General features: G+C 70.6%; 12 protein-coding genes, 1 tRNA gene and 4 pseudogenes. 13 read left to right on the top strand and 4 right to left on the bottom strand.

What is annotated here, in order from left to right; translation table 11 throughout:
* The first annotated feature begins 77 nt into the window (after positions 1 to 77).
* The 4 genes from DIZ27_RS01695 to DIZ27_RS01680 all read left to right on the top strand — a co-directional run bounded on the left by DIZ27_RS01695 (position 78) and on the right by DIZ27_RS01680 (position 3,821).
* Complete coding sequence (locus DIZ27_RS01695; protein ID WP_055593280.1) at positions 78 to 428, top strand: metallopeptidase family protein; 351 nt, start codon at positions 78 to 80, stop codon at positions 426 to 428.
* Positions 429 to 523: 95 nt separating this feature from the next.
* Positions 524 to 1,075, top strand: coding sequence for a hypothetical protein (locus tag DIZ27_RS01690; protein ID WP_109376436.1), 552 nt, complete (start codon positions 524 to 526; stop codon positions 1,073 to 1,075).
* Between the two features lie 314 nt (positions 1,076 to 1,389).
* Positions 1,390 to 3,594: a DEAD/DEAH box helicase gene (locus DIZ27_RS01685; RefSeq protein WP_109376435.1), complete on the top strand. Its 2,205-nt coding sequence runs from the start codon at positions 1,390 to 1,392 to the stop codon at positions 3,592 to 3,594.
* A 154-nt stretch (positions 3,595 to 3,748) separates the two neighbouring features.
* Positions 3,749 to 3,821 (top strand) — tRNA-Lys (locus tag DIZ27_RS01680).
* 315 nt (positions 3,822 to 4,136) lie between these two features.
* Here DIZ27_RS01680 and DIZ27_RS45530 read toward each other — a convergent pair.
* Complete coding sequence (locus DIZ27_RS45530) at positions 4,137 to 4,445, bottom strand: hypothetical protein (RefSeq protein ID WP_181383333.1); 309 nt, start codon at positions 4,443 to 4,445, stop codon at positions 4,137 to 4,139.
* 353 nt (positions 4,446 to 4,798) lie between these two features.
* On the opposite strand from DIZ27_RS45530, the gene DIZ27_RS01675 reads away from it, so the two are divergent.
* From DIZ27_RS01675 to DIZ27_RS01665, 3 genes and pseudogenes are all read left to right on the top strand, one after another.
* Positions 4,799 to 5,812, top strand: a complete 1,014-nt coding sequence (locus DIZ27_RS01675) for an STAS domain-containing protein (protein ID WP_109376434.1) — start codon at positions 4,799 to 4,801, stop codon at positions 5,810 to 5,812.
* Between the two features lie 99 nt (positions 5,813 to 5,911).
* Complete coding sequence (locus DIZ27_RS01670) at positions 5,912 to 6,412, top strand: DUF5994 family protein (protein ID WP_258308187.1); 501 nt, start codon at positions 5,912 to 5,914, stop codon at positions 6,410 to 6,412.
* 77 nt (positions 6,413 to 6,489) lie between these two features.
* Positions 6,490 to 7,684: pseudogene (locus DIZ27_RS01665) on the top strand (PP2C family protein-serine/threonine phosphatase).
* A gap of 44 nt (positions 7,685 to 7,728) precedes the next feature.
* On the opposite strand, the gene DIZ27_RS01660 reads toward DIZ27_RS01665, so the two are convergent.
* The 3 genes and pseudogenes from DIZ27_RS01660 to DIZ27_RS01650 all read right to left on the bottom strand — a co-directional run bounded on the left by DIZ27_RS01660 (position 7,729) and on the right by DIZ27_RS01650 (position 10,612).
* Positions 7,729 to 8,205, bottom strand: a complete 477-nt coding sequence (locus DIZ27_RS01660) for a DUF5994 family protein (protein ID WP_109376433.1) — start codon at positions 8,203 to 8,205, stop codon at positions 7,729 to 7,731.
* A gap of 176 nt (positions 8,206 to 8,381) precedes the next feature.
* A pseudogene (xerC, locus tag DIZ27_RS01655) lies at positions 8,382 to 9,932 on the bottom strand (tyrosine recombinase XerC).
* Complete coding sequence (locus DIZ27_RS01650) at positions 9,929 to 10,612, bottom strand: helix-turn-helix domain-containing protein (protein WP_109376432.1); 684 nt, start codon at positions 10,610 to 10,612, stop codon at positions 9,929 to 9,931. The pseudogene xerC and the gene DIZ27_RS01650 overlap by 4 nt, the downstream one beginning before the upstream one ends.
* A gap of 96 nt (positions 10,613 to 10,708) precedes the next feature.
* Here DIZ27_RS01650 and DIZ27_RS01645 point away from each other — a divergent pair, with 96 nt between their 5' ends.
* The 6 genes and pseudogenes from DIZ27_RS01645 to DIZ27_RS01620 form a co-directional block, all read left to right on the top strand.
* Positions 10,709 to 10,939, top strand: a complete 231-nt coding sequence (locus tag DIZ27_RS01645) for a hypothetical protein (RefSeq protein ID WP_258308186.1) — start codon at positions 10,709 to 10,711, stop codon at positions 10,937 to 10,939.
* A gap of 236 nt (positions 10,940 to 11,175) precedes the next feature.
* Positions 11,176 to 12,432, top strand: coding sequence for a DUF3631 domain-containing protein (locus tag DIZ27_RS01640; protein WP_109376430.1), 1,257 nt, complete (start codon positions 11,176 to 11,178; stop codon positions 12,430 to 12,432).
* 499 nt (positions 12,433 to 12,931) lie between these two features.
* Positions 12,932 to 13,795, top strand: a complete 864-nt coding sequence (locus tag DIZ27_RS01635; RefSeq protein ID WP_109376429.1) for a DUF2637 domain-containing protein — start codon at positions 12,932 to 12,934, stop codon at positions 13,793 to 13,795.
* A 348-nt stretch (positions 13,796 to 14,143) separates the two neighbouring features.
* Entirely contained in the window at positions 14,144 to 14,686 is a 543-nt protein-coding gene (locus DIZ27_RS01630; RefSeq protein WP_109376428.1) for a MobC family plasmid mobilization relaxosome protein, read from the top strand.
* Positions 14,683 to 15,315 (top strand): annotated as a pseudogene (locus DIZ27_RS01625) (relaxase/mobilization nuclease domain-containing protein); the annotation flags it as partial. The gene DIZ27_RS01630 and the pseudogene DIZ27_RS01625, both read left to right, overlap by 4 nt.
* Positions 15,297 to 15,492 (top strand): annotated as a pseudogene (locus DIZ27_RS01620) (transposase); the annotation flags it as partial. The pseudogenes DIZ27_RS01625 and DIZ27_RS01620, both read left to right, overlap by 19 nt.
* Positions 15,493 to 15,654: the final 162 nt, after the last annotated feature.

Raw genomic sequence — 15,654 nt, 5'->3', positions numbered from 1 at the left:
TATGCCCATACGGAGCAGTCGATATGCGGGGTGTCCGATGGCGCTCGTACGGACGGGTCATGGCTGACAATGGCGGTGTGCTGGAGATGACGCGCGGGGAGTTCGAGGAGCTGGTGGCCGAGGCGCTCGACCGGATTCCGCCGGAGCTGACGAGGCTGATGGACAACGTCGCGGTGTTCGTCGAGGACGAGCCCCCGGCGGACGATCCCGAGCTGCTGGGGCTGTACGAGGGAACTCCGTTGACGGAGCGGGGCGAGTGGTACGCCGGCGTGCTGCCGGACCGGATCACCATCTACCGGGGCCCGACCCTGCGGATGTGCGAGTCCCGGGAGGACGTCGTCGCGGAGGCGGAGATCACGGTGGTGCACGAGATCGCGCATCATTTCGGGATCGACGACGCCCGACTGCACGCTCTCGGCTACGGGTAGGTCACCAGTCTGTCACTGGTGCGTTGTTGGCGTGTCCTCCGGCGGGCGGCGGGAGTTGGACACATCGACCCAGCATCGCGACCGGAGGTGGCCTCGTGCGCCCCTTGTACGTACCCGTCCGCCTGGCCGCCACCGTCGTGGCCGTCGCCGCCGCCGCCGGCTGTATGAGTGTCGGTGAGGACGGGGCGGGCGGGGCCGCCAAGCCGTCGCATTCCGAGGGTCGGCCGGGTGGTGCGGCGCCCGACGGAGGGCTGCCGCCGGGGCCGGGAGGTGTGGACGGCCATGGCGGCGCGGCGGCCGAGGGCGAGCGCGGGGGCCGTGCGGGCCAAGGAGGGAAGGGCAAGCGCGAGAAGGGCGGGGCGGGGGCGTCGGCCTCGGCCGAGGCGTCGCCCTCCGCGGGGGTGAGCGGTCCGGCGCCGGACGACACCGGGCGGCCGGGCGGGCCGACGGAGCCGACGACGCCCGACAGCCGACCCGATCCACCGGAGCCGAGTCGGCCGTCGGACCCGGAGCCGGCACCCCCGCCGCCGGAGCCGTCGGTCACACCGGAGCCGACGGTCGCGGAGCCTTCCTCGCCGGCGCACGAGCCGCCGGAGACCCAGTTGGCGCGGCGGGAGCCGGCGCCGGAGGCGGGGGCGCCGGTGTAGCGGCTTCTCCAGCGTTTCCTCGCCGGTATGCGCACTTGTCCTGCCGTCCTGTCGATGCGTGGGCCGATTGGCCTTCACTCTGCTGACCTGCGGGTCTGTGGAGTGAGGGGAGATCGGTTTGCTTTCGGTGGGGGAGGGTGCGTATGGTGGCAGATCGTTTGATCCTATTTGCCCGGCGCCACTGCAGAGCGCGCCGTGTGGCGCGTACTCTCCCCTTACCGTGGTGGACCGCATCGAGGCGGTCATATTGCGAATCGCGAATCACGGAGTTGACGGGCGCGTGCCGAAGAGACTCCGGAAGGTTTCGCATTCGTATGCCCATCGCCAGTACTGATCACGTCGTCGTGCCCGAGACCCCTGAGAACGCAGGGAGCTCGGTGGACACCGACATCACCGCCGTCATCACCGACGTCGCCGACGACACCGTCATCGATGTCGCCGACGACGGCGTCACCGACGACACCCCCGAGCTCACCTTCGCCGACCTCGGTCTTCCCGAGGGCGTCGTGCGCAAGCTCGCGCAGAACGGCGTGACCAGCCCCTTCCCGATCCAGGCGGCGACCATCCCGGACGCCCTGGCCGGCAAGGACATCCTCGGCCGGGGCCGTACCGGCTCCGGCAAGACCCTCTCCTTCGGTCTGCCGACGCTGGCCACGCTGGCCGGTGGCCGGACCGAGAAGCACAAGCCGCGGGCCGTCATCCTGACGCCCACCCGTGAGCTGGCCATGCAGGTGGCCGACGCCCTCCAGCCCTACGGCGACGTCGTCGGCCTGCGCATGAAGGTCGTCTGCGGCGGCACCTCCATGGGCAACCAGATCTACGCCCTCGAGCGCGGTGTCGACATCCTCGTCGCCACGCCCGGCCGGCTGCGCGACATCATCAACCGTGGCGCGTGCTCCCTGGAGAACGTGCAGATCGCCGTCCTCGACGAGGCCGACCAGATGTCCGACCTGGGCTTCCTGCCCGAGGTGACGGAGCTGCTGGACCAGGTTCCGGCGGGCGGTCAGCGGATGCTGTTCTCCGCGACGATGGAGAACGAGATCAAGACCCTCGTCGACCGGTACCTGAAGGACCCGGTCAGCCACGAGGTCGACGCCGCCCAGGGTGCCGTCACGACCATGTCGCACCACATCCTGGTCGTGAAGCCGAAGGACAAGGCGCCGGTCACCGCGGCCATCGCCTCCCGCAAGGGCCGCACCATCATCTTCGTCCGCACCCAGCTGGGCGCGGACCGTGTCGCCGACCAGCTGCGCGAGGCGGGTGCGAAGGCCGACGCGCTGCACGGCGGCATGACGCAGGGCGCGCGGACGCGGACGCTGGCCGACTTCAAGGACGGCTACGTCAACGTCCTGGTCGCCACGGACGTCGCCGCGCGCGGTATTCACGTCGACGGCATCGACCTGGTGCTGAACGTCGACCCGGCCGGCGACCACAAGGACTACCTGCACCGGGCCGGCCGCACGGCGCGCGCGGGCCGTACCGGCACCGTGGTCTCCCTCTCGCTGCCGCACCAGCGGCGCCAGATCTTCCGGCTGATGGAGGACGCGGGCGTGGACGCCACGCGCCACATCATCCAGGGCGGCGCGGCCTTCGACCCGGAGCTCGCCGAGATCACCGGGGCCCGGTCGATGACCGAGGTCCAGGCGGAGTCGGCGGGCAACGCGGCGCAGCACGCGGAGCGTGAGGTCGCCCAGCTCACCAAGGAGCTGGAGCGGGCGCAGCGCCGCGCGTCCGAACTGCGTGACGAGGCGGACCGGCTGGTCGCCAGGGCCGCCCGGGAGCGGGGCGAGGACCCGGAGACGGCGGTGGCCGAGGCGGCCACTGAGGTGGCGGCGGCCCAGGCCCAGACCGTGGTCTCGCTGCCGGAGCAGCCGACCGCGCGCGACACGGAGCGCTTCGAGCGCCCCGAGCGCCGGGACGGCTTCCGCCGTGACGACCGGGGCGACCGCGGTGACCGTGGCGGCCGTTCCTTCGAACGCCGTGACGACCGCGGTGGGTTCAACCGCGACAGGGACCGCGACCGTGGCGGCTTCCGCCGTGACGACCGGGGTGACCGTGGCGACCGGGGTGACCGTGGCGGCCGTTCCTTCGACCGCCGTGACGGCGACCGGGGCGGCCGTTCCTTCGAACGCCGTGACGACCGCGGTGACCGCGGCGGTTTCCGTCGCGACGACCGCCGTGACGGCGACCGTGGCGGCTTCCGCCGTGACGACCGGGGTGACCGTGGCGGCCGTTCCTTCGACCGTGACCGTGACCGCGGTGGCCGTTCCTTCGAACGCCGTGACGACCGCAGTGGGTTCAGCCGTGACGGCGACCGTGACCGTGGCGGCTTCCGTCGCGACGAGCGTGGCGGCCACCGCGGCAGCGACCGTCCGTTCAACCGTGACCGTCAGGGCGACCGCCCCGGCTTCCGTTCCGGTGCCTCCCACGACCGCCCGTACGGCCGCCGTGACGACCACCGCGGTGGCGGCTCCTTCGGCCGCCGCGAGGACAAGCCGCGCTGGAAGCGCAACGGCTGACCCCGGCGCACCGGACCGACCCGGGAGGGCCCGCACGACACCCGTCGTGCGGGCCCTCCCGCGTTTTCCACGGGACACGTCCGGGTCCCCCTCGCCGATACCCGATCAAAGAAGCGCCCACATCCCGCTATGCTCGTGGGGGCAACATCGCCAAGGGCCCTTAGCTCAATTGGCAGAGCAGTGGACTTTTAATCCATTGGTTGTGGGTTCGAGTCCCACAGGGCCTACGGATGTGGGGAAGGGGTTACCCCCTCTGACCTGGTCTTCAGCGTCCGGGTCGGCTTCGGTCGGCTCGGGCGCTGCTTCGTTTTCGGGCCCTTGCGTGAGCGATGCGTGAGCGGATGTGCCCGCGGTCAGGCAGCGTGCCCCACGAGCCGGCTGTCTGCTGTGGCCGTCTCCATGAACCGCTCGGCTTCCGCCTCTGTGGACGAGTGGAGCACTGAGGCGGTTGTCATGAGGTCTCCTGGGGCTGGAGTGGTGGAGATCCGCCGGTGGCGGTGGCTTGGTGGGTGCCGTTGGTCCGGCGCCGGCGGGGACACGCGTCAGGCGGTCTCGCCCGGATGCGTTCGGTCCACGGGCGGCCTGCTGGCCTCCAGCCAGGAGCAGCCGCGGGCCGACGCCCCGCGCGGGATCGAGCGTGAGGTGCAGACGTGTCCCTCTTCCGACGGGCACGCCGGATAACTGCGCTGCTCGCCCCCGGCGAACAGCAGCCGGAGGGCATCGGCGACGTGCCGGGCCGCTTCGGGGTCCATGGAGATGATGCGGGCCTCGACCCTGCTCTCACTGGGAACGTCGTCCGGCGGGTCCGCGGACGGAAGCGGGTACGGAAGGCGCACGGGTTCGGTGGTCATGAGGCGGAACCCGACCTGGGCCGAGGAACGGCTCGTATCGTGTCGCACGGCCCGCGCCGCGCGCCGAGGACAAGACCAGTCCTGTCAGCGGCGTACGACGTACCCTCGATCCTTCCCACGCCACTCCTGCCCCGCGCCGCAACCGTTCCAGTTGTCGGCGGCGTACCGTGGAGATACCGAGGGCATCGCGTACTCAGGCCGCCACGCCGGGTCGTCCTCGGCGAGAGACGAACCCCGTACCTGCCCGAGCGGTCGGCGCGGAGACGGGTCGGCATCGTGTCCGCCGCCATCGAAGCAACTTCGCGCAAGTTCAGTGTCTGTGCCGTTCTGTGCGCCTGCCGGGCGGAGGCGTGATGGCCCTGCGGCGGCTGGACATCCACCGACGTGACCGAGGGGAGCGGGCTCTCGTCACGCTCGCCGGTGAGATCGGGTCGGCCACAGCGCCCCTGCTGCGGGCCGCGCTGGACCAGTGTCTGCGCGACGGCGTGACCGCCATCGACGTCGATCTGACGACGGTCGGCTCCTGCGATGCCAAGGGCCTCAACGTCTTCCTGACGGCGTCACAGCGCGCCGGCCGGGTGCACGCCTCCCTGCGGCTGCACCATCCGTGCGCGCAGATCACCCGGCTGCTCGCCGCCACCGGCTCTACACCCCTGCTCCTTGCGGCCCCGGCGTTTCCGGCGCCACCCGCCCTGCTCCGCGATCTACTGGAGACGGCCCCGTCGGGTTCGCCCACCGACGGGATGCCGACGGTGGGCGACCGCGCCAGTGCGCCGGTCGTCAAGGACGGGATCCGCCTTCGCCGGCTGAGTCGTTGGCAGGCGGAGGGGATGAGTGAGGACATCGCCGACCTGGCCATGGCGTCCGTCGTGGGCACATCCGGGGAGGCGTACCAGGATCGGGGCGACTTCCTGCGGCGGTTGGCCGCCAGCGCCCGACGGCCCGGCTTCGCGCTGCTGGTCGCCGAGACGACGAGGCTGGTCGGATGCGCCTTCGGCTTTCCGATATGCCCCGGCGTCCGGTCCGACCGAGGACTGCAGGAGAGCATCCAACGGCTTACCGGCTGCACCCGGTTCCTGCTCCTCACCCAGGTTGTGGCGCATCCGCACGCCCAACACCTCGACATCGCCCGCCGTCTGCAACAGCGCCTGCTGGCCGACCGGCACAATGCCCTCGCAGTCGCCCTGCTTCATCCGGCCGACCAGGCCGGGCAGGCCGCTTTCGAGTCCTGGGGCTGGCGGAACCACGGAGAGGTGATCGGGCTGCCCGGTCCGGTCGCCCCCTGCGTGCTGGGCCTGTCCCGGGAAACCGCGCTTTCGCACGGCGCCTGCGCCTCGCGCCGTCGGCCCAGGCCGGGAGTAGCCTGAGAGGTACCGAGAGCATGTCGCGCGCACGACCACGGCGGCGCCGTTCCCGGCAAGTGACGAACGCGGGCAGCCGAAGGCCACCCGGGACGGGACCGCACGATGGACGCCATCACTCCGCCCGCCGGCGGCACGTCCTCAGCTGACGAACACACCTACCGGATGCCCCTGCCCCGGCTGAGCCTCACGCCGGACGCCAGCCACGGCCCGCTGGACGGGGCGTGGTGGCCGCGGTGCGGCGCCCTGGAACTGGAGTTGCCCGCGCTCGTGGGCTCATTGGACCCGGGTCATGGCACCGTCACCCGTGTGACCGTGGGCGCAGAGGCTTGGCCCGATGCCCCACAGACAGTGCCGGCGCCCGATCACGTGATCGAGGTGATCCTGACCGATGTCGCCGACGAGGCCCATGCCATCGCCGTGGACTGCGGCACCGTGGGGCGCTGGGAGCTGCTGGTCATCCCGCCCGACGAGCCGGTCGGAACGGCCGCCCGGCTGCTGACCGCCGCCGCCGATCCCTGGAACCCGCTGTCGGCTCAGCGCATCCTGGCGCGCGTCGAGGACGGCTTCGGCCAGGGGAGCGCCGGGGAGCGGAACGGGCCATGATGGAGCGATGAGACGGGCAGTCCCTTCGTCCTCCGACCCCGCCGTCCGTACACGCACGGATCATGGCGGGTGAGCGAATGACAGCCGGGCGTCGTGCGGACCGCTCCGAGAGCTTCGGGGAAGCGCTGCTGGGTATGGTTCTCGATCGCGCGCACGCGCTTCCGCCCCATCTCATCGGGTCGCTGGTCGCCGGCGTCGTGGAGCGGTTGGGGGGCCGCCGTCCGTAGGTGCTGCCGCAGGACTATGGCCAGCTGCTGCTCGTACCCCTGCCCGGCGAGGGCCTCACGGGCGGGGACCCGCAGGTGATCGACGACTCTGCCGCCGGGCGCTGCTTCCTCGACGCGCTGACGGTCGAACTGCCCGAGGACGACGGCGTACGGGTCCACCTGCCGCTGCTGGACGGCGGCGACCAGGTGGGCGTCATGGCCGTGACGTTGGACCGCGTCGATGACGACGACCGCCGCATGCTGCGCAGGCTCGCCGGCCTGGTGGCCGACCTGCTGGTGACCAAACACGGCTACTCCGACCTGTTCTTCCATACCCGGCGCGGTGAAGCGATGAGCGTCGCCGCCGAGATCCAGTGGTCTCTGCTGCCGCCGCTGGCCATGATCATGCCGCGCGTCGCCGTGGCCGGAATCCTGGAACCCGCCTACGACGTGGCGGGCGACAGCTTCGACTACGCGCTCAACGACGACGTCCTCCACGTGGCCATGATCGACGCGATGGGGCACGGTTTGGACGCGGCCACCATGGCCACCGTGGCCATCGGCGCCTACCGCCACGCCCGCCGCCTCGGAACCGGGCTGTCGGAGATCTATGCCTTCATGGACGCCGCTGTGGCACAGCAGTTCGGTCCTGACCACTTCGTCACCGCGCAGATGATGCGGCTGAACACGACCACGGGAAGCATGCAGTGGGTCAATGCGGGACACCCGCTGCCGATGCTCGTTCGCGACCACCGCCTCACGCGTCGGCTGGCCGCCCCCACGACACTCCCGGTCGGCCTGGGCGGACCGGAGCCAGAGGTCAGCGAGGTGGGTCTGGAACGCGGAGACCGCGTCCTCTGCTTCACCGACGGACTGATCGAGGAACACGCGAGGGGCGAAGAGCAGTTCGGGGGAGGACCAGCTGATCGACTGGGTGAACCAGCTGGAGAGAACCGGTCGCGGTGTCCGGGCGGTGACACGCTCCCTGTCGCACACACTCAAGCGGGCGCGGGGCGGACACACCACGGACGACGCCACGCTCCTCCTGATGGAGTGGCGCGGCTGAGCGCGCCGTCGGCGCCGGCCGCGGGGCGGCCCGGCCCGTCAGCGCTACGGCCTCTGCCCGCTTCCCGTGTCGACGATGATCTGCTCCGCCGGGCTGAGATTGTCGGCCCGGACAGCCTGGGCCATCGCCGCGTGGGCGGCCTCGGGAGCCGCGTCCGGCGGAACCACCAGCAGAGAGAAGAGGTCTTTCTCGCCCCGGGTGATCAGGACGGTGTCGTCACCCACCGGGAAGGAGTCGATGTGCACTACCCGGTCGTCCACGACGATCCGAGTCGGGAGCCCTTCCCAGGCTTCGGCGTCCAGCCCGACGCGGGTCAGGGGCCCGAGGTGCCCCGTGAGGGCGCTCAGCAGCGCGGGCAACTCCGCACCGATATCACGCGACCGCGGCCACCACGCCCCGTCGAGAACGCCTTCGCGCGATGCCGTCGTCTCCAGCCGGAGCAGTGCACACCCCGGCCGCACGGCCTGGTGAATGCCACTCGGCAGATGCCGGAAACCAGGGGATGTGTCGGAGTCGGTCATGAGGGACCACCCGTTCGGGATCCGGTGCGAACACGGATTCGCCTCGTGCTGACCACGCTACTCCTGGGACCGCCGGGTACCGGTGTCTCCGAGATCGCCGTGGAACCCCGGCCGGCTTCGACGGCAAGTAGTGCAGGCAGACGTTCAACCCCTGGGCGATGCGTGAGCGGATGCGTTCATGCCTGCGGATCGGCTGCCGGTGAGGCCGTCGATTCGTCGACTGCCGGACGAGACCGCGGGATCAGTTTTGCCGCCTTCTCGGCGATCTCACGGTCCAGCTCAGGGAGCAGGCTCGTGTACGTGTCCGATGTCAGCGTGATGGTGGAGTGCCGCAGCGTCTCCTTCACTGCATGGATGTCGCCGCCGCCTCCGTGCGTGAGGGTCGCGGAGACGTGGCGCAGGTCCCGCAGCGTGATGGGCGGCAGATCGGTCGTGGCGAGGACGCGGCGGAAGGTCTCGGAGACCGTCTCCGGGTGCAGCCAGGAACCGTCCTCCTTGGTGAACACCTTGCCGGTGTCCTTCCAGGCGTCGCCCCACTCGGCGCGTTCCTTTTCCTGGCGGGCCTTGTGGTCGCGCAGGACGGCGATGTTCACGCTGTCGAGCGCGATCGTGTTCGCGCTGCCGTCCGTCTTCGGCTCGGACTCGTAGGGATCCCATCCGTCCACCACGATCTCCTTGGCGGGTGTGATGAGGCCGGCGTCGAGATCGATCTCGTGCCAGTCCTGGCCGACCGCCTCGCCGCGACGAAGGCCGCGGGTGCCCATCAGGTGGAAGATCGCGTACAGCCGGTCGCCCTCGGCGGCGTCGAGGAAGGCGCCGAACTGCTGAGGGGTCTACACCATTACCGGGCCGGGTGTCTCGCCCGTCTCGCACCACCGCCGGACCCGCTCTTCGGTCCATAGGAGCGGCTTGGGGCGTCGGCCGGACTCCAACTCGACGTGGGATGCGGGATTGAAGGTGATGAGCTGCTGGGCGATCGCGGAGTTCAGGGCAGCGCGGAGGGTGCGGCGGACCGCCTGACGGGTGGCCGGGCCGGTGACCTTCCGGAACGGCTTCATCTCCGCCAGCTTGGCCCGTTCGGCCGCCAGCAGCTTCCGCTCGGCTCCTACGGGGCGACCGGGCTTGCTCGGCTTGCAGCGGGCGATCTGCTCGCGGCGGGCATCGTTCTCGGCCGCGATCACCTCGTTCTCGTCGGCGATGGCATCGAACATCTCCACCAGGTGGCCGACGTTGAGCCGGTCGAGGCGTACTTGCCCGATGCGGGGCTTCAAGTGGACGCGGATGTGGGAGGCATAACCGTTGAGAGTGGTCTTGCGGCGCTTCTTCGCGGCGAACCACTGGTCGAGCCACTCGCCCACGGTGAGGCTGCCCCTGAGGGTCAGGCCGGCCCTCAGGCGGCGCCGGGTCTCCTCGATGGCCGGCAACGGAGCCTTCTCAACCGCGACCTCCTCCAGCATGGCCACGAGGCGCTGGAGGCTGTCCGGGTCGTCCTTGTCCGCCAGGGCGAGCAGGGAGCGGACGTGGTCGAGGTCCGCCTGAGCGGCCTTCAGGGACTCGTAGCCGGCGCGGCTGAAGGAGCGGCGGGTGCCTTCCTCGCGGGGCGGGAGTTCCTGGCGTATGGAGTATGAGCCGTGCTTGCGGCTGGAGAGCTTGGGACAGTTCTTGCCGAGCGGCTTGCTGGTCTTGGGATCACGGCAGTAGCAGCGGCGGTGAGTGGAGCCCTTCAAAGGCGTTCCTCCGTGACGGTGTCGGGTTCGGGCGGGTCAACGTCGTGGAGTTCGGGCGGCAGGAGTGGCGGGGTACCGCCGTGCTTACGAATAGAGGCGCGCAGGCTGCGGAGCTCGTACTTGGCCTGGAGGGCCCGTTCGGCGTAGTCCTCGCGGTTCTGCTCGGCTTCGGCGCGCTTGGTGGGGATGGAGGCTGTCTCGGCCTTCCAGCGTTCGTGCTTCTCGCCTCGGATGGCGGCGAAGGCAGCGCGCTGGAGGCCTACGTGTCGATGGAAGCGACGCAGCATGGTGTCGAGTTGGTAGGGGTGCTCGTCCAAGTCGCCGGTGAACCAGTGCAGGGCGTCCCAGGTCGGCTCGGTGTAGCGGAAGGGCAGGCGCTGCACTTCGGGGACGTAGCCGACGGGATAGATCAGAGTGAGCGGAGGCGTCTGCAGAGCTTCGGCGAGGACCAGGACATCGATCAAGGGAAGGTTGGCGCGCCGGCCGGATTCCATGTTGGCGATCACGTTGCGGGGGATCGGGTGGCCGATCTCTTCGCAGCGGTCGGCCAAGTCCTGAGCGCTCATACGGAGTTCCTTCCTGCGTCGGCGGACCTCGGCCGCCACCGTGGCCATGACCTGATCCGCCCACTCGGGGACGTCGTCTTCGTCCCATCCAGCATCGCCAACGTGTTGTGTCATGAAGACACATTAGCTTGGCGATGCTGGTAAGTGCCTGCCTGGAGCCGGACGAGATGGGCTCGTTCGCCGACGGCGCACGGAATGGACGGAAGCTGCATGCCTGAAGGAAGCCGCGCGGCACGCGTGAAGGGGATGAGCCGGGAGGAGCTGCTCGCCCTCCCCGTGGCCGTTGACCTGGATACAGGCAATCGAGCCCTGGGTCTCGGGCGGAGCAAGGGGTACGAGCTGGCGAAGCGGGGCGAGTACCCGTGCAAGGTGCTGCGGCTCGGCAACGCCTACCGGGTGGTGACCGCGGACCTGCTGGAACTGCTCGGACTGGCGGCGTGAAGGAGCGGCAGCGTAGCAGACGGTTCTGCGCTGAGCTGACACAGAAACGCTGGACTGTCACCAGGCGTGAACGTACTGTCCCTGTTCCCCGCCCGTGGCCGACAGCCCACGAGAAACGGGTGAGCCCCCGGCGCGCCAACGCCGGAGGCCCAACACACTCCACCGCCCGCATCCCCGCGAACGACCCGCGCCCGCCGGACCTGCACGCCCAGCGACGCAAGAAGAGGAGCCGCCCAGTGGAACCCGAGATACCCGCGCCCTATTCCGCACCCGGTGCCGCCGCCTGGCCGCCGGTCGCGGTGCCGGGCAACCCAGGCCGGCGCGAACCCGAAGAAACGTCGCCGGCCGAGACAGCCGAGAGCTCGATACCGGACCCCGAGCCGACCCACGGGTCGGCGCTGCTGGACGAACTCCGGCAGCAGATAGCCAAGTTCTTGATCCTGCCTTCGCCGGAGGCGCTGGACGCGGTCACGCTGTGGGTGGCGGCGACGCACCTGCAGCCCGCGTGGCAGCACGCCCCGCGCCTGGCGGTGGTGGGGCCGGCCAAGCGGTGCGGCAAGTCGCGGCTGCTGGACGTGCTGACCGAGACGGTCCACGAGCCGATGCTCACCATCAACACCACACCCGCGGCGATCTTCCGCTCGATCACCGAGGAGCAGCCGCCCACGCTCCTGGTGGACGAGGCGGACACCATCTTCGGCACCCCGAAGATGGCGGAGAAGAACGAGGAGATGCGCGGCCTGCTCAACGCCGGTCACCAGCGCAACCGGTATGTGACCCGGGTCGTCGGCAACGACCACACCCCGCACCGCTTCGCCACCTTCGCCATGGCGGCCATCGCGGGAATCGGCGACCTGCCCGACACGATCATGGACCGGGCAGCCGTGATCCGTATGCGGCGCCGGGCCGAGGGCGAGAAGGTCAAGCCCTTCCGCTCCCGCCGCGACATCCCGGCCCTGCACGATCTGCGTGACCGCATCGCCGCGTGGGCCAGGCCGCTCCTCGACGAGGCCGCGGGGCTGGAGCCGGACATGCCGGTCGAGGACCGCGCCGCCGACACCTGGGAACCCCTGGTCATCGTCGCCGACCTGGCAGGCGGGCACTGGCCCCGCCTGGCGCGAGCCGCGTGCACGAGAATGGTCGCCGCCGAAGTGGCAGCCGAGGAGGATCACCCCAGCGGAGCACGGATCCTCGCCGACATCCGCCGCGTCTTCGTCGCCCAGCGCGAGGTGGACAGCCTGTCCACCGAGGAACTCCTCCACCACCTGCGCCAGGACCCCGAGGCTCCGTGGTCGGAGTGGGGACGTGGCGGGCTGACGGCCCGCGAACTGGGCAGGATGCTGCGCGAGTTCGGCATCACGTCCGGCAACGTGCGCATGGCCGACCGGACGCAGCGCAAGGGCTACATGCGCAACAAGTTCCTCGACGCCTGGCGCCGGTACTGCCCCACCGTCCACCCCGTCGACGCCGACCCCGCCCCCCGCGAGGGCTGAGCCCCGCACTCCCCGGTTGCCGTCCGTGCCGTCCCTGCCGTGACCTCGCAGGTCACACGGCCTCCAGGCAAGACGGCAACCGGGGCCGAGACGGCAACGCGATCACGACCAGCGTGTCGCCCGCCCAAGACGCCGTCCCGATCCGTCTTGCGACGTCCCAGGCGTCCTTGCCGTATCAACGCAGGTCACAGCCCTGCCCACCGAGACGGAAGACGTGACGCCACCGTCTTGACCCGGGGCCCGGCCACTCCGAGACGGGCTCGGGCACGACGAACCACCTGAGCCTCCTCGCATCCGGGCCGAAGACGCCGACACCACCCGCCGAGACGGAAGGCCGAGGCCGCTGCCGTACCCGCCCTGACCTGCGCTTGCAACGGTCAAGACGGCAAAGACGCACCACGCCGAAACCACAGGAGTATCCCGCTTGACGCCTCTTCCCCTCTCTCCTCCACCGCACCACCAGTCGCCGGAGGACCGGCCCGGCAAAGGGCGGCCGAGGATGACCAAGCACGATGCCGAGCGATACGCGCTCGTCATGGCCGGCGTCGTCATCGTGGCCCTGACCGCCGGAGCGTTCTGGCTCTCCTACGCGCACCTGGCCGACGTCGCCGGCCGGCACGGGTTGGGAACGTCGCCGATCCGCCGTTGGGCGTGGCCGGCGACCCTGGACGCGTTCATCGTCGCGGGGGAGCTGCTCATGCTCCGCGCGGCCCTGCGCCGCGTCACCGACCGATGGGCCATCGCCGTGACCGCCATCGGATCGGTCGGCTCCATCGCGCTGAACGTCGCCGGGGTCAGCGGCACGGGCGACGCCGGCACCGTCCCGTTCCTCGACTACGTGGTCGCCGCGGTTCCCCCGGCCGCCGCGATGGTGGCCTTCGGCGTGCTGATGCGGCAGATCCACCAGCTCGTCGAGCAGCCTGTCGACCCCTCGGGCCCTGGTTCCGCGCAGGTGCCGGAACCACCGGTCACCCCATCCGGCCGGCCCACCGAGCCGTCGGCCACCGCAACCGGCCAGTCTGCCGAGGCTCCGGTCGAGCGCGTCCGGCCTGCCGAGCCACTGGTTGAGCCCGGCCAGGGCACCGCGCCACCGGCCGCCCTATCCGTCCAGCCGTCGGAATCGTCTTTCGACGCCGCTGAGGGCAAGCCGCGTGGTGGCCGTCCGCCCGGCGCCCCACTCGAGGTACTCGTGGAGATCGGCCGGGCTGCTGCCGCTGAGCAGGGCAAGCTCACCCGGGCCGTCGTCCGAATGGCAGTTGAGGACAAGGGGCTGACGATCGGCAGCAAGCGGCTGACCGAGGTGATGGCCATCCTCCGGGCCGAGCGCGAAGCCTCCGCCGAGTCCGATCCGGCCAGCAGCTGACCGGAACCCCTGCCGGGTGGCCGGAACCCCTTCCGGTCACCCGGCCTGCCGGCCCCCGCCCCACGCATCGCGTGATCGTCCACACCTGTGGATGGGGTGGTGGGCGCTCGAGCTCCGTCAGACCTTCCCGTCGCCCCGCATGCCCTCCCCGTCCCTTTCTGGAGAGAACCGTCCATGACGCGCGACCCGCTCCACCCCGAGAACGCCCCCGACGAGCCGCTGCCGTCGGCGAAGTCCCCTGCGCTGCTGGCGCGTTTGCGGCAGGCGTTCGGACGGACGGCCCCTGGCGGAGCCAGTAGTACCCCGAGTCCGACTCACGGCCGGCCTTCGGGGATCTCCGCCCCGGGGGTGGCGGAGACGGCCCGGCGCCAGGGGGCGCCGGACCCGGGGGTCGGGGCCGAGGGCGGCCCCGAGCCGGACGAATTCCCCGCCGCGCAGAGAGCCGTTCTCCGCCCCGCGTCCAGCGATCCGCATGCCCAGTGTGCTCAGCCCACGATCCGCCGTTTCACCGGCGACAAGCGCGTAGAACGCGTCGGCCCTCTGCGCTTCCTTGGCGAGGAACGCCTGCGCCTCCAAGAGGTCGCCGCAGAGCACGGCTACAAAGGCGAATCCGGCTTCGCCGCCGATGTCGTCCTCGCGTTCATGGACGGCCGGTTCACCGCGAATCTGCCTCTGTCCGAGGACCGCCGCCGTACGCACGAGTTCCGCACGCGGGTACTGCGCCACCTCAACCGCATCGGCGTCAACGTCAACCAGATCGCCCGGGCGCTCAACAGCGACCTCACTCCGCCCGACATCCGCCGGAACCTCGCTGAGCTCCACCACCTGCTGGAGCTGATCGCCGAGGCTCTGCGCGAGCCCACCGACCCGACGAAGGACCTGTCCGCATGATCGCCGCAATCAAACCGGCCGGGGCCAACACACGCGGCCTGCTCGCGTACCTCTATGGGCCGGGTCGGCACGACGAGCACACCGATCCGCACATCGTCGCCGGTTTCGCGATGCTCGACATGCCCGATCCCGGACGCAACGAGGACGCCACCCTCACTCAGCTCACCCGCCACCTCGACGAGCCCGTGCGGCTGCGCAACAGCGAGTTCGGCAAGAAGATCACGGACCACGTCTGGCACTGCCCCGTTCGTGCTGCCCCCGAGGACCGCCACCTCTCCGACTCCGAGTGGGCGGAGATCGCCCAGCGCATCGTGGAAGCCGCCGGCATCGTCTCGGCGAGCGGCGACCTCGGCTGCCGCTGGATCGCCGTACGCCACGCCGACGACCACATCCACATCCTCGCCACCACGGTTCGTGAGGACGGCCGCCGTCCCAAGCTTCACGACAGCGGTCTCCGTGTGGGCGACGCATGTCGGCAGATCGAGAAGGACTATGGCCTGCGGCAGTTGAAGAAGGGCGACCGCACCGCCACCCGCCGCCCCACCCAGGCGGAGATGCACAAGGCCCAGCGCCTCGGATGGGAACGCACCAGCCGTGAGTGGCTCCAGGCTGGATGCCGATGCTCGCTCTGACAGGTACCCCGGCTCTGGGAGCCCCGCCGCCTGCGACTCCGCTTGCTCTCCGCCGCCGTCCAGCTGGTCACCACCGCGCGCCGCCGGCACCTGAGGTTCGCCCGCCACTGGCCCTGGACCGATGTGATCAGCGGTGCGATCCAGCGACTCGCAACCCTTCCCAACCCCGGCTGACCAGCAAGTCCCGTTCCTGCGAACAGCACCACGCCGCCGGAGCCGTGGAACCCGACGCCCACCCGACGCGACAGTCGGGCTGCCCTCACGTCCGAAGAACACCGCCGAACGTAGATCGGCCGCCAGCAAGAGCTGACGGCCGATCACGAAAGATCGAGGCTA

Source organism: Streptomyces sp. NWU339 (genome assembly GCF_003143855.1).
Classification (GTDB): Bacteria; Actinomycetota; Actinomycetes; order Streptomycetales; family Streptomycetaceae; genus Streptomyces.
Note: the sequence above shows the minus strand (reverse complement) of the source record. Positions and strands in the feature narration are given on the sequence as shown.

Excerpts from the sequence above, each read along its gene's own strand:
- DIZ27_RS01685 (WP_109376435.1), top strand. The coding sequence starts at position 1,390 with ATGCCCATCGCCAGTACTGATCACGTCGTCGTGCCCGAGACCCCTGAG.
- DIZ27_RS45530 (WP_181383333.1), bottom strand. The coding sequence starts at position 4,445 with ATGACCACCGAACCCGTGCGCCTTCCGTACCCGCTTCCGTCCGCGGAC.
- DIZ27_RS01675 (WP_109376434.1), top strand. The coding sequence starts at position 4,799 with ATGGCCCTGCGGCGGCTGGACATCCACCGACGTGACCGAGGGGAGCGG.
- DIZ27_RS01670 (WP_258308187.1), top strand. The coding sequence starts at position 5,912 with ATGGACGCCATCACTCCGCCCGCCGGCGGCACGTCCTCAGCTGACGAA.
- DIZ27_RS01660 (WP_109376433.1), bottom strand. The coding sequence starts at position 8,205 with ATGACCGACTCCGACACATCCCCTGGTTTCCGGCATCTGCCGAGTGGC.
- DIZ27_RS01650 (WP_109376432.1), bottom strand. The coding sequence starts at position 10,612 with ATGACACAACACGTTGGCGATGCTGGATGGGACGAAGACGACGTCCCC.
- DIZ27_RS01645 (WP_258308186.1), top strand. The coding sequence starts at position 10,709 with ATGCCTGAAGGAAGCCGCGCGGCACGCGTGAAGGGGATGAGCCGGGAG.
- DIZ27_RS01635 (WP_109376429.1), top strand. The coding sequence starts at position 12,932 with ATGACCAAGCACGATGCCGAGCGATACGCGCTCGTCATGGCCGGCGTC.